21 protein-coding genes and 4 tRNA genes are annotated in these 25,385 nt (G+C 33.7%); all 25 read left to right on the top strand.

Annotated features, from left to right (window positions below):
• Nucleotides 1-41 precede the first annotated feature (41 nt).
• The 25 genes from N4A68_16860 (at nt 42) to N4A68_16740 (ending at nt 25,337) form a co-directional block, all read left to right on the top strand.
• Nucleotides 42-1,022: a peptidylprolyl isomerase gene (locus tag N4A68_16860; protein ID MCT4565963.1), complete on the top strand. Its 981-nt coding sequence runs from the start codon at nt 42-44 to the stop codon at nt 1,020-1,022.
• Between the two features lie 175 nt (nt 1,023-1,197).
• Nucleotides 1,198-1,749: a stage V sporulation protein T gene (spoVT, locus tag N4A68_16855; protein MCT4565962.1), complete on the top strand. Its 552-nt coding sequence runs from the start codon at nt 1,198-1,200 to the stop codon at nt 1,747-1,749.
• Nucleotides 1,750-2,114: 365 nt separating this feature from the next.
• On the top strand, nt 2,115-3,719 hold the full coding sequence (locus N4A68_16850) for a polysaccharide biosynthesis protein (protein ID MCT4565961.1): 1,605 nt from the start codon (nt 2,115-2,117) through the stop codon (nt 3,717-3,719).
• A gap of 59 nt (nt 3,720-3,778) precedes the next feature.
• A complete protein-coding gene (gene mazG / locus N4A68_16845) occupies nt 3,779-5,254 on the top strand; it encodes a nucleoside triphosphate pyrophosphohydrolase (protein ID MCT4565960.1) in 1,476 nt (491 codons plus the stop codon).
• Between the two features lie 113 nt (nt 5,255-5,367).
• Nucleotides 5,368-5,646 carry an HU family DNA-binding protein gene (locus N4A68_16840; protein ID MCT4565959.1) on the top strand — a complete coding sequence of 93 codons (279 nt, stop codon included), beginning with the start codon at nt 5,368-5,370 and terminating at the stop codon, nt 5,644-5,646.
• Nucleotides 5,647-5,882: 236 nt separating this feature from the next.
• A complete protein-coding gene (locus N4A68_16835; GenBank protein ID MCT4565958.1) occupies nt 5,883-6,125 on the top strand; it encodes an RNA-binding S4 domain-containing protein in 243 nt (80 codons plus the stop codon).
• Between the two features lie 197 nt (nt 6,126-6,322).
• Nucleotides 6,323-6,613 (top strand): sporulation protein YabP, encoded by a 291-nt coding sequence (gene yabP, locus N4A68_16830; protein ID MCT4565957.1) that lies wholly within the window; start codon nt 6,323-6,325, stop codon nt 6,611-6,613.
• A gap of 30 nt (nt 6,614-6,643) precedes the next feature.
• The gene (gene yabQ, locus N4A68_16825; GenBank protein ID MCT4565956.1) at nt 6,644-7,153 is read left to right on the top strand and encodes a spore cortex biosynthesis protein YabQ; all 510 of its coding nucleotides are present in this window, start codon (nt 6,644-6,646) and stop codon (nt 7,151-7,153) included.
• Between the two features lie 280 nt (nt 7,154-7,433).
• Nucleotides 7,434-7,736, top strand: a complete 303-nt coding sequence (locus N4A68_16820; GenBank protein ID MCT4565955.1) for a septum formation initiator family protein — start codon at nt 7,434-7,436, stop codon at nt 7,734-7,736.
• A 278-nt stretch (nt 7,737-8,014) separates the two neighbouring features.
• Nucleotides 8,015-8,536, top strand: coding sequence for a S1 RNA-binding domain-containing protein (locus N4A68_16815; GenBank protein MCT4565954.1), 522 nt, complete (start codon nt 8,015-8,017; stop codon nt 8,534-8,536).
• A 148-nt stretch (nt 8,537-8,684) separates the two neighbouring features.
• A complete protein-coding gene (locus N4A68_16810; GenBank protein MCT4565953.1) occupies nt 8,685-9,611 on the top strand; it encodes a Ppx/GppA family phosphatase in 927 nt (308 codons plus the stop codon).
• Between the two features lie 110 nt (nt 9,612-9,721).
• Nucleotides 9,722-9,810: transfer RNA gene (locus N4A68_16805), tRNA-Leu, on the top strand.
• Nucleotides 9,811-9,814: 4 nt separating this feature from the next.
• A tRNA-Met gene (locus tag N4A68_16800) sits at nt 9,815-9,891 on the top strand.
• Between the two features lie 182 nt (nt 9,892-10,073).
• A tRNA-Val gene (locus N4A68_16795) sits at nt 10,074-10,149 on the top strand.
• A gap of 122 nt (nt 10,150-10,271) precedes the next feature.
• Nucleotides 10,272-10,348, top strand: a tRNA-Asp gene (locus N4A68_16790).
• Between the two features lie 235 nt (nt 10,349-10,583).
• Nucleotides 10,584-12,953 (top strand): stage II sporulation protein E, encoded by a 2,370-nt coding sequence (spoIIE, locus tag N4A68_16785; protein MCT4565952.1) that lies wholly within the window; start codon nt 10,584-10,586, stop codon nt 12,951-12,953.
• A 235-nt stretch (nt 12,954-13,188) separates the two neighbouring features.
• Nucleotides 13,189-14,580, top strand: a complete 1,392-nt coding sequence (locus tag N4A68_16780; protein ID MCT4565951.1) for a TldD/PmbA family protein — start codon at nt 13,189-13,191, stop codon at nt 14,578-14,580.
• Entirely contained in the window at nt 14,580-15,935 is a 1,356-nt protein-coding gene (locus tag N4A68_16775; protein ID MCT4565950.1) for a TldD/PmbA family protein, read from the top strand. Before N4A68_16780 ends, N4A68_16775 begins: the two co-directional genes overlap by 1 nt.
• Nucleotides 15,936-16,288: 353 nt before the next feature.
• The gene (locus N4A68_16770) at nt 16,289-17,023 is read left to right on the top strand and encodes a VWA domain-containing protein (GenBank protein MCT4565949.1); all 735 of its coding nucleotides are present in this window, start codon (nt 16,289-16,291) and stop codon (nt 17,021-17,023) included.
• Between the two features lie 564 nt (nt 17,024-17,587).
• Nucleotides 17,588-18,484, top strand: a complete 897-nt coding sequence (locus tag N4A68_16765) for a protein kinase (GenBank protein ID MCT4565948.1) — start codon at nt 17,588-17,590, stop codon at nt 18,482-18,484.
• A gap of 297 nt (nt 18,485-18,781) precedes the next feature.
• Nucleotides 18,782-20,206, top strand: a complete 1,425-nt coding sequence (gene tilS, locus N4A68_16760; protein MCT4565947.1) for a tRNA lysidine(34) synthetase TilS — start codon at nt 18,782-18,784, stop codon at nt 20,204-20,206.
• 52 nt (nt 20,207-20,258) lie between these two features.
• Nucleotides 20,259-22,190: an ATP-dependent zinc metalloprotease FtsH gene (ftsH, locus tag N4A68_16755; protein ID MCT4565946.1), complete on the top strand. Its 1,932-nt coding sequence runs from the start codon at nt 20,259-20,261 to the stop codon at nt 22,188-22,190.
• A gap of 114 nt (nt 22,191-22,304) precedes the next feature.
• Entirely contained in the window at nt 22,305-22,703 is a 399-nt protein-coding gene (locus tag N4A68_16750; GenBank protein ID MCT4565945.1) for a thioesterase family protein, read from the top strand.
• 777 nt (nt 22,704-23,480) lie between these two features.
• On the top strand, nt 23,481-24,854 hold the full coding sequence (locus tag N4A68_16745; GenBank protein ID MCT4565944.1) for a hypothetical protein: 1,374 nt from the start codon (nt 23,481-23,483) through the stop codon (nt 24,852-24,854).
• A 147-nt stretch (nt 24,855-25,001) separates the two neighbouring features.
• Nucleotides 25,002-25,337, top strand: coding sequence for a DUF3870 domain-containing protein (locus N4A68_16740; protein MCT4565943.1), 336 nt, complete (start codon nt 25,002-25,004; stop codon nt 25,335-25,337).
• Nucleotides 25,338-25,385 lie beyond the last annotated feature (48 nt).

The raw sequence follows: 25,385 nt of genomic DNA, 5'->3' as shown, positions 1-25,385 counted from the left end.
GGTTTCTCATTTGTTAATCATAGACGAGGGAGAGGATTTTGTTGATTCAAATAAATAAAAAAATACTTTCATGTACTTTAATTTTAATCCTACTAATAGGAGCTTTTACAGGCTGTGCTATGGGAGGGGACAAGTCTAAGGTGGATGAAAATGTAGTTGCTAAGGTCAATGATAAAGAGATAGATCATGAAACATTTAAAAAGAACTTCAGTATAGTAGAAAAAAGATATACAGAGTTATATACAGAAAACATTTGGAGTCAGGAGATTGAAGGTAAGACTGTATTAGAGATAGTAAGGGATCAAGTTTTAGAAAAATTAATAATTGAGGAATTGATTAAAGAAGAAATAGCTAAGAAGGAAATAGCTATTGAAGATACTGAGATTGAAGAAACCTATAACAGTTTTAAAGAGAGATTAGAAGAAGACGAAGAACTTAAAAAGTTCTATGAAGAAAATAATTTAGATGAAAAATTTGTGAAAGAACAAATCAGAATGGATGCATTAGTTGATGAATATGAAAAATCACTATATGAAGAACTTGGATTAAATGATCAAGAGAAATTGGACGAACTTACTAAGAACTATGTTGTTCAAGTTAGTGCAAAGCATATATTAGTAGAGAATGAAGAATCAGCTAAGGAACTAATTACTAAAATCAAAGCAGGAGAGGATTTCACAGAATTAGCAAAGGAGAATTCTAAGGACCCAAGTGTTAAGGAGAACAATGGAGATTTAGGATATTTCTCTAGGGGAATGATGGTACCTCAATTTGAGCAAGCTGCATTTTCTATGGAGGTTGGTGACATAAGTGAACCGGTTAAGACGAATTATGGTTATCATATAATAAAACTTGAGGCTAAGAAGACCTTAGAAGATCTAAAAGAAGAAATATCTGAGGAAGAATTGGCCGTTGAAAAACAAAATATTGAACCAATAGTAAAAAAAGAAAAGCTTCTTGAAAAAATTGAAGAGCTAAAGGGTAAAGCAAAAATTGAAAAATTTGAAGAAAATTTAAAATAAAGGCTCATGCATATAAAGGGAAAAATGTGGACTTAAGGTACCACATTTTTTTATTGCGGGTAAAAAATAAATTAAACAAAAAAGAAATTTACCATATATGTATAAAAAATATATATGAACAAATACTACCCATATGCTAGCAATTCATCTTAAATGATTTTAGGAGGGAAAACAATTGAAGGCGACTGGAATAGTAAGGAGAATAGACGACTTAGGTAGAGTTGTTATTCCTAAGGAAATTAGAAGGACACTAAGAATAAGAGAAGGAGACCCATTAGAAATTTTTACGGATAGAGAAGGGGAAGTGATACTTAAAAAGTATTCGCCCATAGGAGAACTGAATGAGTTTGCTACGGAATATGCTGAATCTTTGAATGAATCCATAGACGCTATAGCTATAATTACAGATAGAGACAATGTTGTGACCATAGCTGGTGGTTCTAAAAAGGAATATCTAGAAAAAAGAATCAGTAAAGATCTAGAAGCCGTAATTGAGCAAAGGGAATCAATGGTATTAAATGAATCTGATAAAATTATTCCTATTACTATAGAGGAAAGTGATATGGGTAAATATTCATCACAAATCATATTTCCTATTGTTGCTCATGGGGATCCTATAGGGGCAGTTGTACTTATATCCAGAGATACAGATAGACTAATGGGAGAACTAGAAACAAAAATTGCTGAAACTGCGGCTGGTTTTTTAGGCAAACAAATGGAGCACTAATATTATGCAATGTAATAAATACTTAATGTAATAGTTCGATGAATATATTGTTATATCAAAGGAGTGCATGGGAATGGCGAACTTTATTCTGATACACTCTGGGATTGAGAAAAAGGGATTGTCTTTTCAGACAGCCCCTTTTTCTTATTGTAGGTCATTTTTGGATAAAAATCTTAGTAAAAATAAAAAATCTACATGCTCCCTCTATTTTTAAAATAATATTTATATCAAAAATTAGGATTTATCCTATATATTTTGATATAATTAATATGCTTTGTTTTTAATTTAAGATTATTTGTTTCAATGCTTATATTTGTAGTATTTTTGTATATAATAAATTGAGGATATTTTAGGGAGGATATAGGATGGAAAAAAGCAATTCAAATTCGTTTATAAAAGGGGCATTTATATTAGGAATAGCAGCAATTATAGCTAAAATTTTGGGAGCTGCATTTAAAATACCCTTGGGTAATCTCATAGCAGATACTGGAATGGGTTATTATAATAGTGCGTACCCAATCTATTCTGCGTTACTTGTAGTTTCTACTGCGGGATTACCCGCTGCCATTGCTAAGATGGTTTCGGAAAGGGTAGCATTAGGAGATAGATATGGTGCCCATAGGATATTCAAAGTATCCTTTTCTGTACTTTTTGTAATAGGATTAATAACATCCATGGCTTTATTTATAGGGGCTGAGCCAATATCCAATCTAGTCAAAAATCCTAAAGCCTATTATTCTATGATAGCCTTGGCACCAGCTTTGTTTTTTGTATCTATAATGTCATCCTTTAGAGGGTATTTTCAAGGACTACAGAATATGAAGCCCACTGCTATATCTCAAATCGTAGAGCAATTTGGTAGATTTATTGTGGGCCTTTATCTCGCCTATCAGTTTGCTAGGATTAGCTTTGAAAAGGCCGCTGCTGGAGCTACCTTTGGGGCTACGGCTGGAGCGTTTTTGGGTAGCATATTAATAACCTATATTTATTTTAGGTACAGAAAAAAAATATTTAAGGATATATACAGTATAAGCAATGATCAAGAATCTTCCAGTATGATTATTAAAGAATTACTTATAATAGCAATACCGATCACTATAGGTGCCGCAGTGTTACCTATTATGAATTTGATTGACACTGGAATAGTTATGAGAAGACTTACGGCAATTGGCTATGAATATGATGCAGCTAATAGATTATGGGGACAGATTGGGCTAGGAAATAACATAATAAATCTACCTCAAGCAATAACTGCCGCACTTCAAGTTAGTTTGGTTCCGGCTATTGCCTATGTGGCAGCCAGAAAAGATAGGGTAGAATTATTAAAAAATGTTGAAACTGGAGTAAGGGTCACATTACTTATAGCTTTACCTGCTGCAGTTGGACTTTCTATTCTTTCAAAGGATATCATGCTTCTTCTTTATCCAAAGCAGATAGAAGCTGCCATAGGAGCAGGAGAAATTTTAAGAATCTCAGCATGGGGAATTGTTTTTCTATCTTTATTTCAGACCTTTACAGGTATTTTACAGGGGCTTGGAAAACAGCTTGTTCCTGCTGGTAATCTATTGATTGGGGCTTTGCTTAAATTAGTTTTAAGTTATATTTTGATAGGGATTCCTGACTTAAATATTAAAGGTGCAGTTATAGCTACAGTAATAGGCTTTGCATTAGCATGTATACTTAACTTGATTTTTGTTAAGATATATACTAAAGTTAAATTTGATATTATTAGGGATATAATGAAACCTATTATTTCAGTTATTGCCATGGGACTAGTAGTTAAATATTCTCATTATTTTTTAAGTACATATATCAGTAGCAGGATGGCTACAGTTATATCTATAGTTTTAGGAGCTGTAGTATATGGTATAATGCTTTTAGCAACAAAAACTTTGAATGAGGAAGATTATGACTTAATGCCTGGAGGACGAAAGCTTTATAGGATAGTAAAGAGATTTTATAAAAAATAGTTAAGGAATTTGCTCAGTTAAGAACTAGCAAGGGAGTACCCCTATGGGAGGTGATGAAAGTGGCGAAGACAATTACAGTGGTAGGTATTGGTCCGGGGGGAAAGCAGTATTTAACTCTTGAAGCAGTTGAAAGGTTAAAAAAAGCAAATCCTCTATACCTTAGGACTGAAAAACACCCTGTTGTTGACTATTTTAGGAGTTTAGGTATAAAAATAGATAGTTTTGACAATATTTATGATACAAATGAAAACTTTGAAGAGGTTTATGATAAAATTGTAGACAAGCTTTTAAATCTATGTGAGAATGAAAATATAATTTATGGAGTTCCAGGAAGCCCCTTTGTAGCAGAGAATACAGTGCAAAAACTTATGGATGTAGCTGAAAAGAGAAAAGATATAAATCTTGAGTTTATTGCAGGTGTAAGTTTCATCGAGGCGATTATAAACACATTGGGTAGGGACCCCGTGAATGGGCTAAAAATTATTGATGCATTGCGTATGGATTATCAAAAACCTGATATGGAAGTGGACATAATAGTAACTCAGGTATATAATAGACTTGTTGCCTCTGAGGTTAAGCTTAAGCTGATGGATTATTATGATGATGAGCATGAGATAACAATAATTAGGGGGGCAGGTATCCCTGGAGAAGAAAAAATAGTAAAGGTTCCATTGTATGAACTGGATAGAGTAGATTGTCTAGATCATTTAACAAGTATATTTATACCTAAAACTGGTAACCATATAATAAAAAAATATAAAATGGATAATCTAATAGGGATTATGAAAACACTAAGGAGTAATGAAGGGTGCCCATGGGATAGAGAACAGAATCATAAAAGCTTAAAGCCCTATCTTATTGAAGAAAGCTATGAAGTGTTAGAAGCCCTAGAAGATGATGATATGGAGCTTCTAGAAGAGGAATTGGGTGATCTGCTTTTACAAATTGTATTTCATAGTCAAATAGCCAGTGAAAATGGGTATTTTAATATAACAGATGTAACTACAGGGATCTGTAGAAAGCTTATTAGTAGACATCCCCATGTTTTTGGAGAATTAAAGGTTGAAACTACTGAAAAAGTATTGAGCAATTGGGAAGAAATAAAACGTGAGGAAAAAGAAGAACAAAGCTACACTGAATCCCTTATGAGAATACCAAAACAATTACCTTCATTGATGAAAAGCTACAAGGTACAAGAGAAAGCAGCAAAAGTTGGATTTGATTGGGATGATGTACATGGAGCCATGAAAAAAGTATATGAAGAGTTAAAGGAACTGTCTGATGCTTTAGACAGCAATATCCATGATGATATATACGAAGAAATAGGAGATATTCTATTTGCAGTGGTGAATGTAGCAAGATTTTTAAAAATTAGGCCTGAACTGGCATTGAATAGTACAATAGATAAATTTATTAGGAGATTTAGTTACATAGAACAGTCAGCTCAAGCTAAAAGTAAGAACATGGAAGAAATGACATTAAAAGAGATGGACGATCTTTGGAATGACGCAAAAAAAATAGAAAAAAAGTACTAATTATCAAAAAAAATCCCTCAAAAAGAAGGATTTTTCAATAAAAGATAGAATTAGCATATACGTAATAAAATTGAATTCTATAAAATCAAAAGATAATTTAAGGAGGTAACATTATGAACAAAGCTCAATTAGTTTCAAGTATGGCAGAAAAATCAGGATTAACAAAAAAAGACGCAGAGGCTGCTTTAAACGCATTTATGAAAAGTGTTGAAGAGTCATTAGTAGGTGGAGAAAAAGTTTCACTTGTTGGATTTGGTACTTTTGATGTAAGAGAAAGAAAAGCAAGACAAGGAAGAAACCCAAGAAATCCAGAGCAAGTAATTGAAATACCTGCTTCTAAAGCTCCTGTATTCAAAGCTGGTAAAGCTTTAAAAGATATGGTGAATGCTTAATCATTAAAAAGCGAAGAAAGCAGCCTAGCTGCTTTTTTCTTTTTGAGGTTGTTTTTTAAAGAAAAGTCTGAGGAAACAAAATAGCTTGATGATCCTTAAGTCTTTATTGCTATTTGATTTTTCAAAAGTCTAATAGGATGACCTAAATACTTGCAACATGGAACTTGCAACTTGCAACTTGCAACTTGCAACTATAAATGCGTCATAAGACGCCTTTGTCCAAAGGAGTTGATTTAATGAGAATAGATAAATTCTTGAAAAATTCCAGACTTATTAAAAGAAGAACAGTTGCTAAAGAAGCATGCGAACAGGGTAGGGTAAAAGTTAATGACAAGCCAGCCAAGCCTGGAACGGAAGTAGTCCAAGGGGATATAATTGTCATTGAATTTGGTAGCAGAACAGTCAAAGTTGAAGTGCTGGATTTAAAGGAACATGTTACTAAAGATGATGCTAAAGAAATGTATAAAAATATAGATTAAGATTTTTATTAAAGCTTAGGGAAATTTAACCCTAAGTTTTTATTATTTTTTGCACTCATATTTAAAATTATGAACCTAAAGAACAATTCAAAAACCTTCAATTTGGAACATGCAACTTGCAACTGATAAGGGGTTGGCAAAGAGTAATATATTCAAAATTTATATCATATCTTTATAAGAGAAGGAGGTGTGTACCCGTGGAAGAAAAGAAAACTGTCGGTAATAGATCCCATAATATAATATTAGAAAACAGAAAAAAAATGAGTGTTTCTGGCGTAGAACATGTTACAAGCTTCGATCCAGTATTAATTATCCTAGTAACAGTACAGGGTAATATTACTATAAAGGGAGAAGAGCTAGATATAAAAAAATTAAATCTAGACGATGGTAATCTATCTATTGAAGGACATATAAATTCCATTGTTTATACTGATAAAGAGGATATAAGTTCTAGGGGCGTAGGATTCTTTGGGAAGATGTTTAAGTAAATCTTCTATCTAAATTGAGGTGAAGGACATATGTCTACATTCGTATATTATCAATTATATGTATTTCTAGCTACATTTTATGGAGGAATAGTAATTGGATTTATGTATGACGTCTATAAGATATATAGAAGCATATTAAAGACAAAGAAAATTATTGCTGCAATCCAAGATATACTATTTTGGATTGCTATTTCTATAGTTGTTATATATGTACTTGTCTATAGTGATGATGGCAATGTGAGGGGATATTATTTTATAGGCTTTCTGTTAGGTGCTTTAATATACAATTTGCTTTTAAGCAGAATAGTGGTAAAAACCATTAAAATGTTCCTAAAAGCCATACAAAGGATATTTCATAGAATTTATATGGGGATAAAAAGAGTTATGGATTTCCTTTATAGGGTGATAAAATATCCATGCAAAAAAATCTATAAAGCCCTTCGGCCTTTAATTTTAAGGCTTAAGAAAATTTTGAGTATACCCAAGAGAATGATAAAAGATATAGAAAAATACACCAAAACAATTTTTAGTAAGAAATAGCACTAATAATTGGAGTTTATTAGAGGAAAAAACATAGTTCTATAGAATATATTTATTAAGCGAGCAAATTGCATAATTACCTTCTGCAAAAACTATTTACTATATATAGTTAAAAAACCTTAAGAACTATACCATCAAATATGCTTATATCTTAAGCAATTAAATATAGGATGATATTCGCATATCAGGTTCTGCCAAGTAAGAGTTATACAATTTCCTCAAGCATGTTTTAAACAGTTTAATTTTAAGATATTTTGAGCATATCTAAGGATGTGGATTTATGGCTAAGAGAAACAAAAGAAAAAAGGGAAGTTTTTTTAGAAGAAACATAATCGCATTACTATTTTTTTCAGTTTTGTTAGTTTATCTATCGGCGACCATAATAAATCAAGAGATGAAGCTAAGGGCGTCACAAAAAGAGGGCGAACAGCTGCAAGAGATAGTTGCCAAACTGGAAAAAAAGCTGAGTAGAATAGAGAAAGAAATTGAAGAAAGTGGCAACCCAGAATTTGTTGAAAAGACCGCAAGGGAAAAATTAAAAATGGTAAAGCCAAATGAAATAATATATATCATACAGGATTAAGCAAATTCAAAAAAATAAACTAGTCATTCTACCCCTTCTTTTGATTCTTTTCACCCATACTCAATCACTTACAACAGTGAGTATTCCCTTGACCGAGGGCCCAGAAAACAATCAAAAATACTTTGTAACTCGACTCGTCTATTTTTTTCATATGTCTTAATCATTTCCTTTGAATAAAGTTAAACCATTGATAAAAGGTATATTGACATAGTAGCTATGATAAAATATAATTGATGTGAGGCAATAACGTAAAAAAAATTTAAGGAGGAAGGTTTTTAATGCCCTTGGAAATTGGTAAGGTAGTTGACGGCACTGTTACAGGTATTACAAATTTTGGAGCCTTTATACAACTGCCAGACGGAAGCACAGGATTATGTCATATATCAGAAATAGCTGATGAATATGTAAAGAATGTAAAGGATTACTTAAAGGAACAGCAAGTAGTAAAAGTTAAGGTTATAGAAACCAATGGAAGTGGAAAGGTGAGTCTTTCAATTCGTAAGGCCTGCGAGAAGAAGGAAACTAAAACCGAAGCAGCAACACCTCCAAAACCTGAAAGAAAGCAGTTTGAGAGAAAACAGTTTGATAGAAGACCAAATGATAGAAGACAAAACGATAGAAGGTCAAATGACAGAAGGCCAAACGACAGAAGACAAAAGTTTAATAAACCGAATGGTAATATGCAAGGTTCATTTGAAGATATGTTATCAAAGTTTATAAAAGATAGTGATGAAAAATTAAAAACCATGAAAAAAAATGCCAGTAATAGAAGGGGAAATGGCTTTAATAGAAATGGTTAATAATTAGTAGATAATACCGGGGATTGATTCTCCGGTTTTGTATTTGTACTAATAAAAAATATGTTAAAGACTAAAATATTATATATTTCTGAGACATTCTAAGATTCCTCATTTTTTAACATATATGTACAAAGGAGAAGATTTTGTTATGGATAAATATTGTGTCATAGATATTGGAACAAACTCCATTAGAATGCTTATGGCAAGGCTTGAAGATAGGCATATAGTCTATAGTGAAAAGTCTTTAGAAATGACTCGCATGGGTGAGGGAGTGGACAAAACAAAAAGATTATCCTTAGCTGCCATAAATAGAAGTATCAATGCCCTAGGAAAATTTAAAGCAGAGGCAAAAAAAGAGGGAATAGATAAAATACATGCAATAGCAACTAGTGCAGTTAGAGATGCAGTGAATAAAGATGAATTCCTTAGACTTGCAAAACATGAATTAGACCTAGACATTGAAGTTATAAATGGTGAAAGAGAAGCAGAATTAGGATTTATGGGAGTTATCAATGGAATAAATAAAGAAATTAAAAATTTACTTGTTATAGATATAGGTGGAGGCAGCACAGAATTTATTTTTGGTGATGATAAAGGAATAAAGTACTCTAAAAGCTTAAATGTTGGTGCCGTCAGAATGACCGATAAACATGTGACTAATGACCCAATTACAGATAAAGAGATGGCCAGTATGACAGCTGATATAAGAGATATATTAAGTGAAATTCTTGATAATATAAATGGGTTTGGAAAAGTTCATGCCATAGGAATAGGTGGAACCGCTACAACCCTTGCCGCGATAGCCCAGGAGCTAGAAATCTATGATAGAGATAAAGTACATAATTATGAATTAAAGGCTAAAGAAATACAAGACATGACAGAAAAATTTAAGAATTTGAATAATGATCAGCGTAAAAAAATTAAAGGACTGCAACCGAAACGAGCTGATATCATACTAGCTGGAAGTACTATATTATATGAAATACTAGCTGCTTTAGATATCGAAAAGATTGGAATAAGTGATTTTGATAATCTTGAAGGATATATTTATAGGAAAATAGGAGAAGGGTTGTAGGAGAAAAGTTTTAGTGTGTATATATTTGGAAAATAAAAATTTTAGGATTTTTATTGACAAAGCATGAAATTTATTGTATTATATATCTTGTCGCTAACAAAAAATATTTCGCCGGGGTGGCGGAACTGGCAGACGCACAGGACTTAAAATCCTGCGGTCCTTAAAGACCGTACCGGTTCGATTCCGGTCCCCGGCACCACTATGGCGGCGTAGCTTAGATGGCTAGAGCGTCCGGTTCATACCCGGAAGGTCGGTGGTTCGAGTCCACTCGCCGCTACCAAGTTAGTAAAACTTTGTAACAAACTTCAGTTTGAGGGAAGTTTTACGGTAATGACCTTTAGGTCATTAAACTACCTTGTTCTTATGAACTTTATAGGTAACCTTTAGGTTCGAGGGAAGTTTTGTGGTTTTTACCCATAGGAAAAAGACTACCTTATTAACAGGATATTATGAAACTTAAAGGGGCGCATAGCTCAGCTGGGAGAGCACCTGCCTTACAAGCAGGGGGTCACAGGTTCAAGTCCTGTTGCGCCCACCAAAAAACTGTTGCAATATTTGAGATAAAGTGTTAAAATGTTGTAGACACTGTTTTTAAAGTTTAGAGATTTGAAAGGTTACTGGTATTAGAAATATTCAATATTGAAACAAAAAACATAATATGGCCCAGTAGTTCAGTTGGTTAGAACGCTAGCCTGTCACGCTAGAGGTCGAGAGTTCGAGTCTCTTCTGGGTCGCCAAATAAAAAGCACAAGGATATTTTCCTTGTGCTTTTTTGTTTAGGTCATTAAACGCCTTTATTCCGAGATTTCTCCTAATATATGATGTCGAAAATAAAATTTATTTGAGATATTCATTAATTTTGTCTAGTATTGATACAAAATGTCTTAAAGTTTTTCTAATATGAAGAGTGAAGTTGACAAATATTTTAAAGACCTCCTGTTATAATCGTTGATAACGGGAGGTGTTTTTATTATGCAAAAGCTTAGCACTGGAGCTATAACAAAGTTTAATGAAAAATATGGACAAGCTATTAGTATATTAAATAAAAATTTTATATTATTAGGGATTTTAGCATTTTTATTAGGACGAGCTTCAATACTGGAAGGGTTGATGCCCTTTGGAATAGGTTTCTTTGCCATAATCATAGCGAAGGATAAAAGAAGTGTTATTTTAGGAGGGGTTGTTTTACTAGGAGTAATGACCACTGGGGCAGAAAAATATAGGTACATAATCACCATGGTATCAATTTTGATCTGCTTTAGATATATAGCCCAAAATATTAAATTTAATATTTTTAAACTTGCCCTTTCCGCTGGATTGATTACATTTATATCGGGAAGTGTTTATACTTTTTTTACAGAGTTCTATTTATATGACTTGTTTATGATGGGCTTTGAAGCAATTGTAGTATTTGTTTTTACATATATACTTTCCTATGCCATTCCAGCCCTAACAAATAACTCAAATCGAAGGGTACTATCAAACGAAGAGGTCATTTGTATAGCCATAGTATCGGCTGTTGCTATACTGGGGTTTGCCAATGTCAAGGTAATGGATTTTTCATTGAAAAATATTATTGGAATGCTTTTGACCCTATTTTTTGCATATAATGGGGGTGCCTCAATAGGAGCAGCCGTTGGGGTAACAATTGGAGTAATAACCAGTATGACAACAACTTCAACACCGGCAATTATAGGTATATATGCTTTTTCAGGATTGTTAGCGGGAATATTTAAGGATATAGGGAAGACTTCATCTGCCCTAGGGATGGTATTGGGGAATTCAATACTGACCTTTTATATCAATGGATCAACAGAAACCTTTATACAATTAGAGGAAATATTAATTGCCTTTGTAATTTTCATGATAACACCAAGGACATTATCCAATTATTTGTCTAAAATTATTAACTCAAGGGTGAATGTCATGGAAATGGATAAAGTGCATAGTGAAAGAATTAAAAAATTGACTACTAAGCAATTAAATGAATATTCAAAGGCTTTTTTTGAATTAGCCGATACATATTCTAAAATATCGGAGAAGGAGCAAATTATTGATAATAAAGAAATCACAAATCTCATTAATGATATTGCGAATTCAACATGTTTAAATTGCAGTATGAAAAGAAGCTGTTGGGATAAATGTTTCTATAGTACGTATAATGGGATAATGGATGCCATAACGATTTTAGAAACTCAAGGTAATCTAGATGAAAATAACCTACCCACATATTTGAGAAAGAAATGCTTAAAGGAAGACAAACTTATAGATAAGATCAATTCAACCTATGAAATACATAAAATAGGATATAAATGGAGTAAGAAGCTTTTTGAGATGAGGCAGCTGGTGTCTGAGCAATTTAATGGAGTGGCTAGGATCATAGATGATTTATCCACTGAAATTGAAACAAAGGTTGAATTTAAAAAAGATGTGGAGGATGCTTTATATGTGGCATTTGACAAGGAAAAAATATATGTCGACAACATTACGGTTCTAGAAAATGAAAGGGGAAAATTTCAAATAGATATAAAAAAGAGTAATTGCTATCATAGAAGGGCATGTGAAAAGCAAATAATACCCTTGGTATCAAAAATAATTGGTAATGAAGTTATAAAGAAAAATAGTGGATGTAGCTCCGATAATGAAAAGGGAACTTGTCTACTTCAGCTTGTTGAAGCTCAAAGATATAGGACAAATACGAGTATAGCAAGAATTTCAAAAAATAATGAATCTATTAGTGGAGACAGCTATTCATTTTTAAATCTCAAGGATAATAAATATATGGTTGCCTTAAGCGATGGAATGGGTTCCGGTGAAAAAGCGGCCAAGGAGAGTATGGCCACAATAACTTTGCTTGAACAATTAATGGAGGCAGGATTTAGTAAGGATATAGTTATAAAGACCATTAATTCCGTACTAATGTCCAAATCCTTAGATGAAGCCTTTTCAACCATAGACTTATCTATCATTGATCTTTATGGTGGGAAGGTTGAATTTATTAAGAGTGGAGCAGTTGCCTCATTTATTAAAAGAGAAAATGGAGAGGTGGAAGTGATAGAGTCTGCATCCTTACCCGCTGGAATATTAAATGAAATATTTCTAGACAGTAAAGTGGTGAAGGTAAATGATGGAGATTTCATAGTAACAATGTCTGATGGAATCCTAGATGCAGACAAAAACTTCATAGATAAGACAAACTGGGTTGTAGACCTGTTAACCAACTTAGATACCAGAAATCCTCAAATTATTGCTGATGAAGTTTTAAGTAAAGCCATAGAAAAGAGGGGAAACAAGGTGGAAGATGATATGACGGCACTAGTAACAAAAATTTGGAAAAAATAAACTTTTTATTTTGAATTCACATGATATATAAAAGTCGGATTTCAGGGAGCTGGAGACTAAGTCTAAGGATTTAGTCTTTTTTCTATGGCAAAAATCAGATATAATAGTGATTATTAAAAAATATTAATAATATAAATAATAAAAATTATATGAGTGAAGAGTTATATGGTGATGTTTAGAAAAATTAAAGTAAAATATAAGGAAGAGATTATAAAAATTTGAGGAGGGAAAATAAATGCTAAATAAAAGTTTGATTGAAGATGTATTGGCCGCGGCTCTTTCTACGGGCGGCATCTTTGCAGAGATTTTCGTGGAAGATAGGCTTAATACTTCTATTGGTATGGTTGGAGGAAAGGTTGAAAATACAATATCAGGTAGAGACTATGGAATAGGAATTAGAATCTTTGATGGCGTTAAAAGTGTATATGCCTATACAAATGATTCTAAAAAGGATAATCTGATTAAAGTGGCAAAGGAGACCGCTGCAGCGATACATAGCTCTAAAAAGGATATACAGATTAATTTGATGAAAAACGATATTAAAAATATACATAATATAATCACTTCTCCAAATGATGTACACAGTTTAGATAAAGTGGATTTAATGAGAAGAGCATATTATGCTGCAAAGAATTATGATGAGGCTATTTCCCAGGTGAAGGTTAGGTATATAGATTATGAGCAAAATGTTCTTATCGCAAATTCAGAGGGTTTATTTGCAGAGGATAAAAGGGTTAGAACTAGGACCTTTATAGAAGCGGTGGCTTCAGCAAATGGAGAAATGCAGTCAGGATACTTTGGACCTGGTGGCCATATGGGATTTGAGTTTTATGAAAAAATTAATATCGAAGAATATGCAAAGGAAGCTGCCAGAATGGCTAAAACCATGGTATTTGCAAAGCCGTGTCCAAGCGGTAAGATGCCCGTGGTTATAGACAATGGCTTTGGGGGTGTAATATTCCATGAGGCGTGTGGTCATGGCTTAGAAGCTACATCGGTTGCAAAGGGAACCTCAGTATTTACGGGGAAATTAGGGGAGAAAATCGCATCGAATGTAGTAACAGCAATAGATGATGGAACAATTCCCAATGCATGGGGTTCTCAGAATATAGATGATGAAGGGCACACTATGAAAAAAAATGTACTCATAGAAAATGGTGTTTTAAAGGGATATCTAATAGATAAACTAAATGGAAGGAAAATGGGAATGCCATCAACTGGTTCGGGAAGAAGACAGTCCTATAAATATGCTCCGACCTCTAGGATGACCAATACATATATAGCTCCTGGGGAGCAAAGCTTTGAAGAAATGATAGGAAATACTGAGTATGGATTATATGCAAAGTATATGGGTGGAGGTTCAGTTAATACTGCCACTGGTGACTTTAACTTCTCAGTTGCCGAAGGATATCTCATAAAAAATGGCAAGATAGATATCCCTGTGAGGGGAGCGACCTTAATAGGAAATGGGCCCAAGATTCTTACTAAGATAGATATGGTAGGGGATAACTTAGCCCATGGACAGGGTATGTGCGGCTCCCTCAGTGGCTCCATACCAGTGAATGTGGGACAGCCACCAATAAGAGTAGAATCTATCACAGTAGGCGGAAGGAAGGGGGATCAATAATGGATACAAGACAGCTTATAGGAACTCTTTTTGAAAGAGGTAAAGAAAATGGAATGAAGGATATGGAAGCCTTTGTTCAGAGAAATAAGAGTCTCAATATAAGGGTATTCAAGGGGGAAATAGATAACTACAGCATATCAGATGAGAATGGATTGTCCTTTAGGGGAGTCCATGATGGCAAAATGGGGTATGCATATACCGAGAAATTAGATGAAAGCTCCATAGATATTCTTATAAAGGAAGTAATAAATAATGCTAAAATCATAGATAGTAAAGACGAAGAATATATTTTTGAAGGATCAAAGGATTATAAAGAAATAAATAACTATAATAAAGATTTGGAAGGCATTACAAATGAAGAAAAGGTTGAATTCACTAAATTAATGGAAGGCGAAGCTTTGAAAGCGGATAAAAGAGTAGAAGCCGTTAATTATTGTATGTATGGTGAAGGAATGGAATACAGCCTGTTAATCAACACAAAGGGCTTAGACCTAGAGAAAAAATCGAATATTGCATATGCATATATGTCTGCAATGGTTAAAGAAAATGGAGAGATTAAAACCGGCACAAGTTATGTTATTTCCAATGATTTCAAGGATTTTGATCCTAAGAATATAGCTGCAAAGTCAGTAAAAGAAGCGGTATCAATGATAGGTGCCGATACCATTGAATCAAATAATTACCCGGTAATACTTAGAAACGATGCAGCCGCTAGCTTGCTGGAAGCATATAGTGGAATATTTTCCGCTGAAAATGTTCAGAAAGGACTTTCCATGTTGAAGGGGAAAATAAATGAGAGTATAGCTAATAGCATCATCACTTTAGTTGACGATCCCTTTATGGAGGGGGGCATCATGTCACAATCCTTTGATGGTGAAGGGGTAGCCTGCGAAAAGAAAAATGTTATAGAAAAGGGAATCCTCAAAACATTTCTTCATAATTTAAAGTCTGCAAAAAAGGACGGAGTAAAATCAACTGGAAATGGACATAAAGGATCATATAAGTCAGTTATATCAATTTCTCCAACAAATATGTATATAGAAAAAGGAAATATTGACTTTGAAGAAATGATAGAAGGTATAGATAAGGGCATTGTTATAATAGATTTTCAAGGACTTCATGCAGGTGTAAATACTGTATCAGGAGACTTTTCATTATCCGCCCACGGCTATCTAATAGAAAATGGTAAGATTACTAGACCCATAAATCAAATCACCGCCGCCGGAAACTTTTATGACATGTTAAAAAGCGTTGAAGAAGTAGGCGCCGATTTAAAATTTGCCTTCCCAGGTGGAGGCGGCTATATAGGTTCACCATCATTAAGGATAAAAGAGCTCTCTATTTCAGGAAAATAATATTTTAAAAAGTATAGAGTCAAGGGAATAATTTAATTCTCTTGGCTTCAGGCTGCCTAAAAACCCGAATTTCTTCGTTGTTGCTGAAACCAAGAACCCTTACGTATGTCTATATACGCTGCGGCCTCTTGGTTTCAGCACGCCTCGAACTTCAAAATTTTAGGTAGCCTACCATCTTGTAGACTTTGTCTACAATCTGGAGCCAAGGGAATAGTTTAATTCTCTTGGCTTTTTTATGACCTGAAGCATTGCCTACAATAGGTATAAAATCCACTAAATTTGCATATACTAAACTAATGGACAACCGTTGGGGATAATTAATGTTTATATACAAAAATTAGGGGGTTGGGGTTATGAAGGAAATGAGAATTAACCAGATTATCGTTGTAACAGATGGAAGGTCTAACATAGGGGGAGACCCTATTGTGGCTGTACGTGAAGCCGCTAGTAATGGTATAGTTGTCAGTGCTATTGGGATTGTGGACAGGCCGGATACAAGTGAAAATCCCATTGAAGAGGTACAAAACATCGCTGAAAAGGGCGGGGGAGAATGGGAACTATCCTATATTGAAAATCTAAGTAGTACCCTTCATATGTTAACGCAGAGAACCGTAAATAAAACTATAAATACGGTGGTAAACAAGCAGCTAAAGGAGATTATTGGAGCAGAACTCGATGAAATTAAACCCGAGAGCAGGAATAAATTCATTCAATATATAGAAAATATAAGTGATGAAATACACATAAAGTGCTGTATTCTAATGGATTGCAGCGGTAGTATGAAGTGTAAAATCCATAAAGCAAGGGAAAGTATCATAGATCTAATGAATTGCTTGAAAGCTAGAAAGGGAAAAAGTGAGATTGCAGTTATAGCGTTTCCAGGACCCGGCAAAGAGATGACAAAGGTCATTAATAGCTTTAGTGATGATATGGAGTTTATAAAGAATGAAATAAGAAATATGGATGTAGGTGGGACAACTCCCACAGCCCCAGCGATTTACAAGGCCATAGAACTATTTACAAATAGAGCCCTTGAATCCGATGAAGCAATAGAAGAAGAACCACTTTTTTCAGAAAACATAGTATAAAATAAAGCGGCTATATAAGCCGCTTTAGGCTGCCTAAAAACCCGAATTTCTTCGTTGTTGCTGAAACCAAGAACCTTTACGTATGTCTATATACGCTACAGTCTCTTGGTTTCAGCACGCCTCGAACTTCGGATTTTTAGGTAGCCTGCCATCTTGTTGACTTTGTAAACAATCTGAAGCGGCTATATAAGCCGCTTTTAAGTTTTTGTAGAAAATATGGGATCATAACTATGGGTATAGGATTAAGTCCATATTTGCTGGTGGAGAAGCCACATATATTTTCTTCCAGTTTCTGCTATAAATAATTTTCTCATCTAGCCAATAAAATTTCAGAACAAATTGAAAATTGGTGGAAAATTTTATGGTATTCGCTGAAAGCAAATAGTCTTCATTATTATAAAGGACAAAACTGCTTTATAAGGGGAACTTCCATAAAATATATGTGTCTTCTCTAGCAAACAATGTTTTCCTAAAAGAATGACCTGCAAACTTAGAACTTACCACTTAGAACTCACAACTGACAAATAGGTTGATAGACTTATTTGTCTATAAAGGGGATTTAAAATGGGATTAGAAGGGAATATAATTACTGGGAAATGGAATAAAAATTCCTACAAGATAATTAGGCTAATCGGAAAAGGTGGAATCGCTAGGGTATATAAAGTATTGGATATTAAGCAAAAAAAGTACTATGCTTTGAAGATATCCGAGGATTTGCATAGTATTACAAAGGAATCAAATATGCTTGATAAGCTTAGGGAAATAAAGGCTTTGCCCATTGCTGTGGAATTAGATGATTATGAATACCAAGGGAAAGTATATTACTTTATAGTATTAGAATATATAAATGGAGAAAATTTCAAGGAGTATACTTTGAAAAATAGGCTGAATTTAAAAGAAATAGTGGGAATAGTAATAATAATCGGTACAATGCTTAGTGAGCTTCACAACAAAGGTTATATATTTGGGGATTTGAAGCCAGAAAATGTAATGATAGATAAAAGAAATGGAGAGATTAAGGTTGTAGATTTAGGAGGTATAGTTCCCATGGGTTCCAGTATAAAGGAATTTACTCCTTTATATGATAGGGCCAGATGGGATATGGGGATTAGACGAGCCGATGGTAAATACGATATGTTTTCCCTGTGTATGATGTTTGTAAATCTAAATTTTAGAAATACAGAAAAGCTTTTCAATATGAGTCTACCGGATATTATAAACGAGCTTAGAAGACAAAAACTGAATAAAAAGGTTGTTAAGCTAATAGAGAGAGGACTATATCAAAGGAAAATAGAATTTCCTGAATTTATAAAAGAACTAAAAAAAATATATAAAACCCTTCGCAGTGAAAAGAAAATACGATATAATGATAGAGTTAACCTAATAGTCAATACCTTTTTTGTTACATCACTTTTAAGCTTTTGTATCATTTTAATTTTGGTAATTGGAAGTAATTTTTAATTGAGGAAATTGCATAACTCTTACTTGGCTAAACCCAATATGGGAATATCATCCTTGCTTTAATTGCTTAATATATAAGCATATTTGATGGTATAGCCCCGAAAATTCTAAAACTACATGTAGTAGATGGTTTTTATTAGAAAGTAATTATGTAATCTGTTCAATTGAGTTCAATAATATAGGATTTACATAGTAGGACTTAATCTATACGTATCAAAATACTCACAGCTTCTGAAAACTGTTGATATGTATAGATTAAGGTGCCTACTTAAATACCTATAAAGGTGGAGAATAGTTATGGGCATAATTGAAAGGTTTTTAGGAACTATTAAAACAAATAACCTAATAGAAAAAGGCGAAGGGGTTGTAGTAGGTGTTTCCGGTGGACCAGATTCAATCTGTCTCTTACATCTTTTGTGGAGATTAAGGGAAACTTTCAATATAAACATTTCTGTGGTTCATCTTGATCATCAGTTTAGGGGAGAAGAGGCCCAAAAAGATGCAAAATATGTTGAAGAGTTTTGTAGGGCTTTAGGAATTAAAGCATTCATATTTTCCTATGATGTTGGCAAGTACAGTAGAGAAAAAGGGATTACCCTTGAAGAGGGTGGAAGGGAACTTAGATATCAATTGTTTGATAAAGTGGCAAGGGAAACAAGCTCATCAAAGATTGCAATAGCTCAAAATCGTAATGATCAAGGTGAGACTGTACTTATGAGACTTATTAGAGGCTCAGGATTAGATGGTCTAACCGCAATAGATTATAAGCGAGATGGGAAAATCATAAGACCTTTACTTGATATAGATAGAAAAGAAATTGAGGAATATTGTAAGGAAAATGATTTGAAACCTAGGATAGATAAAACAAATCTAGAAGCTATATATACCAGAAATAAAATAAGACTTGAGCTTATTCCCTACATAAAGGAAAATTTTAATCCAAGTATTATTGATGCCCTTTGGAGAAGTGCAAATCTTCTTAGGGATGATAGCCACTATCTTGATTTATTAACTGAGGAAAAGTTAAAGGGTATAACTATTAAAAAAAATGAAGACGAATTTTCTTTAGACCAAAATGGATTTGATAAATTAAATATTGCAATGAAAAAGAGGATTCTTAGAAGTGCTATTAGGGAAGTGAAAGGCAACCTAAAAGAGGTTGGATGGACTCATATAGAAGGGATACTTGAACTCATCGATAGAAAAAAAGTAGGTTCTAGATTAGACCTGCCTGGGCATATCATGGCTCAGCTTGGGTATAATAGTATAGATGTTAAGAAAAGTAAGGAACCACAAAAAGATAACAAAGACTATGGGTTTGAGTATAGGGTAGATATAGGAAAGACCACTCATATTGAGGCCTTGGATACATCTGTAAGGTTAGATATAGTTGATAAGTGGGAAATCAGAAGTAATAAAAAGGATAGATATACGGTTTTTGTGGATTATGATAAAATACAAGGTGGATTATCCATAAGAAATAGAAGAAATGGAGATAGGTTTAAACCCGTAGGAATGAAAGGTACGAAAAAAATAAAGAATTATTTTATTGACCAAAAAATTTCAAAGTATATTAGGGATGAGATTCCGTTATTATGTGATGAAAAAGGAATAATATGGGTTATAGGCTATAGACTTAGTGAAAGCTATAAAGTAGATGAACAAACTGATAAGGTAATTAAATTAACCTATAAAGATAGAGAAGGTTGTCTAGAAAATTAAAATATGTTAGAATTAAGAGACTCGGTTTAGGCATTAGAAAGGAGGAGAGTTCTTGAGAAAATTCTTTAGAGGGGCAAGCTTTTATATTCTGATATTCATTATAATTTTGATGATAGTACAGTTTTATACAAAGCAGCCAGAGCAAATGAAGGAGCTTAGTTTTTCGGAACTTACAACTAATTTAGAAACTAATAATATAAAAGAAATGCATTTGATTAATAATAGAGTAAAGGGTGTATTAAAAGGCGAAACTAAGGAAACGGAAGAAGAATTTACATCTTATATTCCTATGGTCATGAATACTGACACCTTCAATGAAAATTATATCTTTCCTGCTATAAAAGAGGGACTTAAAGTTACTGGAGAGCCTCCAGCAGGAACTCCGTGGTTTATAGATATACTTCCTTCAGTATTTATGGTACTTATTTTTGTAGTTTTCTGGTTTGTGTTTATGCAGCAATCTCAAGGCGGAGGAAGTAGGGTAATGTCCTTCGGAAAGAGTAGAGCTAAGCTTCATAAGGAAAACGAAAAAGAAAAAGTTACCTTCAAGGATGTTGCAGGGCTTGAAGAAGAAAAAGAAGAATTAAAAGAAATAGTAGATTTTCTAAAAAGACCAAGAAAATATATAGAATTAGGAGCAAGAATACCTAAGGGGGTACTCATGGTTGGGCCTCCGGGTACTGGAAAAACATATCTATCAAGGGCTGTTGCTGGTGAAGCTGGTGTTCCATTTTTCAGCATAAGTGGTTCTGATTTTGTGGAAATGTTTGTTGGGGTAGGTGCTTCAAGGGTACGTGATTTATTTGATCAGGCCAAGAAGAATTCTCCTTGTATTGTTTTTATAGATGAGATAGATGCAGTAGGTAGAAAAAGAGGAGCTGGGCTCGGTGGTGGACATGATGAAAGAGAGCAGACCCTAAATCAGCTTCTGGTTGAAATGGATGGCTTTGGTGTGAACGAAGGTATCATTATGATAGCTGCTACCAATAGACCTGATATATTAGACCCTGCCCTATTAAGACCCGGAAGATTTGATAGGGAAATAATAGTTGGAAGACCTGATATAAAAGAAAGAGAAGCTATATTGAAGGTACATGCTAGGAATAAACCTTTAGCCGATGATGTGAATTTAAGCGTATTGGCAAAAAGGACTCCTGGATTTACACCGGCTGATCTTGAAAATCTTTTAAATGAAGCAGCCCTTTTATCTGCTAGAAGAAATGACGATAAGATATTTATGGAGACTATTGAAGAAGCCATAACTAAGGTTATAGCTGGGACTGAGAAGAAGAGCAGAGTTATAACAGAAAAAGAAAAAAGGTTAACTGCATACCATGAAGCAGGTCATGCGGTGATTGCAAAGCTTTTACCTGATACAGACCCTGTTCATCATGTGACAATTATCCCTAGGGGTAGAGCTGGAGGATTTACTTTACAGCTTCCTCAAGAAGAGAGATATTATATGACCAAGAATGGTATGGAAAATGAAATAGTTATCTTACTTGGTGGTAGAGTAGCTGAGGCTTTGATTTTAGATGATATAAGTACTGGAGCAAGCAATGACCTTGAAAGGGCTACTAAAATAGCTAGAAGTATGATTACCAAGTATGGTATGAGTAAGAACCTAGGCCCTATGACATATGGAACAGGTGAAGAAGTATTCATAGGTAGAGATTTTTCTTCTAAGAAGGATTATTCTGAAGAAGTGGCAGCTCAGATAGATAAAGAAACTAGAGATATAATAGATAATGCATATCAAATAACTGAAAAACTTTTATCAGAAAATCTTGATAAGCTTGAGTCCGTTGCACAAGGATTACTTGCACAAGAGACCTTAAATGCCGATGAATTTGAGGCAGTATTTACAGAAGGAGTAGAAGCTTTATCTAGAATGAATAAAGAAAATGCTGTGGATATCAATGACGATAAACCAGCAGATAAAGATGTTCAAGACGATAAAGATGACGATAATATAGAATCTTAGTATAAGAGCCCTCGCTTCGAGGGCTTTTGTTTTTATAAAATTTTGATATAATTGATTTGTAGTAATAAAATAGGCAAATAGCATACAAAATATAATTATTTAGGAGTGAAAATTATGGAATTTAATCTTAAAGTCGGTATGACAGCAGAAGTCGAAAAAGTAGTTGGGGAAAAGGATACTGCCGCAAGCTTTGGAAGTGGGTCTGTTTTAGTTTTTGCTACACCAATGATGGTTGGCTTAATGGAAAATGCAGCACTTAATGCAGTAGATTCTTTTTTACCAGAAGACTATTCTACAGTGGGAATACATCTAGATGTAAAGCATATGGCTGCTACTCCTGTGGGGATGAAAGTAAGATCCAAGGCGGAGCTTATAGAGGTAGATGGTAAAAAGTTAAAATTTAAAATTGAAGCATATGATGAAAAGGATAAGATAGGGGAAGGATATCATAGTAGATATATCATAAATGTTCCTAAATTCATAGAAGCCAGCAATGGAAAGTTACAAAAATAACAAAGTTTCTTCAGCTGTTCAGCCGGAATTGAAGAAAAAAATAAAAATTATGCAGAAATAATTGAATACATATCAAAAATAGTATATAATTAAATAGAAGTCAATGAAAATATTAATATAATGTCAATAATTCATAGGTATAACAACCCCTATTTTATTTTCAAAGATAAAATAGTTAGTTGTATTTGTGAAAACTATAACTATATATTGCCAGATATCTATGGAAGTAATTACCCATTACTTATATCTTAGAGATCAAACGGCATAGGAAGTTCGCTCTTTTATTAAAAAGCGATGATTCCTATGCCGTTTTTATATTCAAAAGAAAATCTTTAAGCATCTCAAGGAAAACGATTTCTACATTGAAAGATATTTTTAAAGGCTGGGAATAATAAAAGTCATGGAATTTCCCTAGTATTTGAGCTTATACAATAAAAAGTATACAAATCAAGATAATTACAAAGGCTAAGCTGTAGAGATACCAGTGAGAACTTTAATTTATGCATATCAAAAATCCCCAAAAGTATAGGATGTTTTCATATGTATAAATTAGAATTCATTATAAACTTTATGCAGTATAGGGTTTCATAGTATAACTTAACTTATACATGGACAAATATGCCATGGTTCTAGGCATTTCGGACTTGTATAAGTTAAAGTCTATACTAAAATTCCTATAAAAATTTTTAGTATATATTAAAATAATCAATTTGAAAGGAGGGATGATTAGCAAGTATTAAAATAAATATAAAAAATTTGAAAAAGGGGGAAAGAATAATGAAATTTGATGCAATAGGTTGGATGTTAAATCCGTTTATCCTTATGTTTTTAGCAGTTTTTACGGGAATGTTATTTGGGAAAATAAAGTTTGGTAAATTTAATTTTGGTGTTTCAGGAACACTTTTCACAGGATTAATTATTGGTTGGTGGGCATTTGGATATGCAGACAAGTTTAAAGAAAATTCATCGGCAGTAAAGCTAGTAAAGGCTGGAGTCATCCCCAAGGATTTCTTTTACTTATTTTTAATACTTTTCGTAGCAGCGGTTGGTCTTTTGGCGGCTAAGGACATGGGGGTGGTACTTAAGAAATATGGTGCAAAATTTGTAATCCTAGGCTTTATTATTACTTTACTAGGTGCAGGAGCTACCTATGGTATGACTTTAATAAGTGGAGTTTTAGATATTAAATCTACTCCTTATCAGATTTCTGGGGTTTATACAGGGGCACTTACTAGTTCGCCGGGGCTTGCGGCGGCGATGGAAACCGCTAAAGGACATGCGACCCATAGAGTTGATGATTTTGAAAAAGCTAGTGTAGAAGAAAAGAGAGCAATCTTGGAGGATGTTGGAGTAGATCTAAGTACAATAGATATAACAAATTATGAGTTGAAACAAGAGGAAAAGGAGTTATTCATTAAAAATGCAGAGGCTGGAATTAGTGTAGGCCATGCCATTGGCTATCCATTTGGAGTTCTTATAGTTATAATTGCAGTAAACTTCTTTCCCAAAATTTTTGGAATCAAAGTTGATGAAGAAATGAAGGCCCATAGAGCTGAGATGGAAGCCGCTAAAAGGTCTTCAGGTGTAAAGGAGATTGAGGAAGTCAGTTTCGATTTAACAGCATTTGCAGTAGCTTGTTTCTTTGGATATACATTAGGAAAGGTCAAGATATATTTAGGACCTGTACTAGGCGATTTTAGCTTAGGTGCCACAGGGGGAGTTCTTATTGGATCTCTTATCCTTGGATATATAGGTAAAATTGGCATGTTGCATTTTAGAATGAATAATAAGATATTGGGAGTAGTTAGACAAGTATCATTGGCATTCTTTTTAGCGATAGTTGGACTAAGATATGGTTACAAAGTAGTTGAAGCTTTAACTGGATCCGGTGCTTATTTGGCTGTAGTATCTCTAGTAGTAGGTGTTGTGGCCATGATGGTTGGTTTCATCATAGGGAAATATGTGTTTAAGATCAATTGGATTATGTTATCCGGGGCCATTTGCGGGGGAATGACTTCAACTCCAGGACTTGGAGCTGCCATAGATGCAGTGGGAAGCGACGAACCAGCAGCGGGATATGGTGCTACTTATCCATTTGCACTGCTAGGGATGGTCATATTTACAATTATATTACACAGACTACCAATGTGATAGAAATATATCTATGTAGAAGTTTTCAGAAAATTATTTTATACACTTCACAATTTATTAAATAAGTGATAAAATTAATTAAGGTAAGAGATCGACATAAAATCAAGGGTTTCTTGCCTCAATATTTTATTTTAAGGAAGGGATACTGTGGAGCCTAATGAAATCTTTGTAACCGGATATGCAAAATTACCCAAAGGAATAACTGCTACCGAGCTTTATCATGTAATAGCAGTTGGACTAATAGTAGATAAAGAGACCGGTATTATTGTAGATGCAGATTGTTCTCTGGTTACTAGAGTAGCTAAAGAATTCTTTAAGGAGCTTGTAGTTGGACAAAACTTAAATGATTGTCAAGAATTACATGCTTTATTTAAAGATAAATACTATGGTTCTGCAAAAAAAGCCCTATTGTCAGCTCTAAAAACATGTAATGAGAAGTTCAAACAAATTACTGTTGGTGGTATTGAGCTAAATGATAATTAAAACTTCTATATATAGATTATAAGTATAAAACAAGTTGAACTATGAATT

The sequence above is a fragment of the Maledivibacter sp. genome (genome assembly GCA_025210375.1).
Classification (GTDB): domain Bacteria; phylum Bacillota; class Clostridia; order Peptostreptococcales; family Caminicellaceae; genus JAOASB01.
The sequence above is the reverse complement of the archived record's forward strand: the minus strand, read 5'-3'. Positions and strand labels throughout refer to the sequence as shown.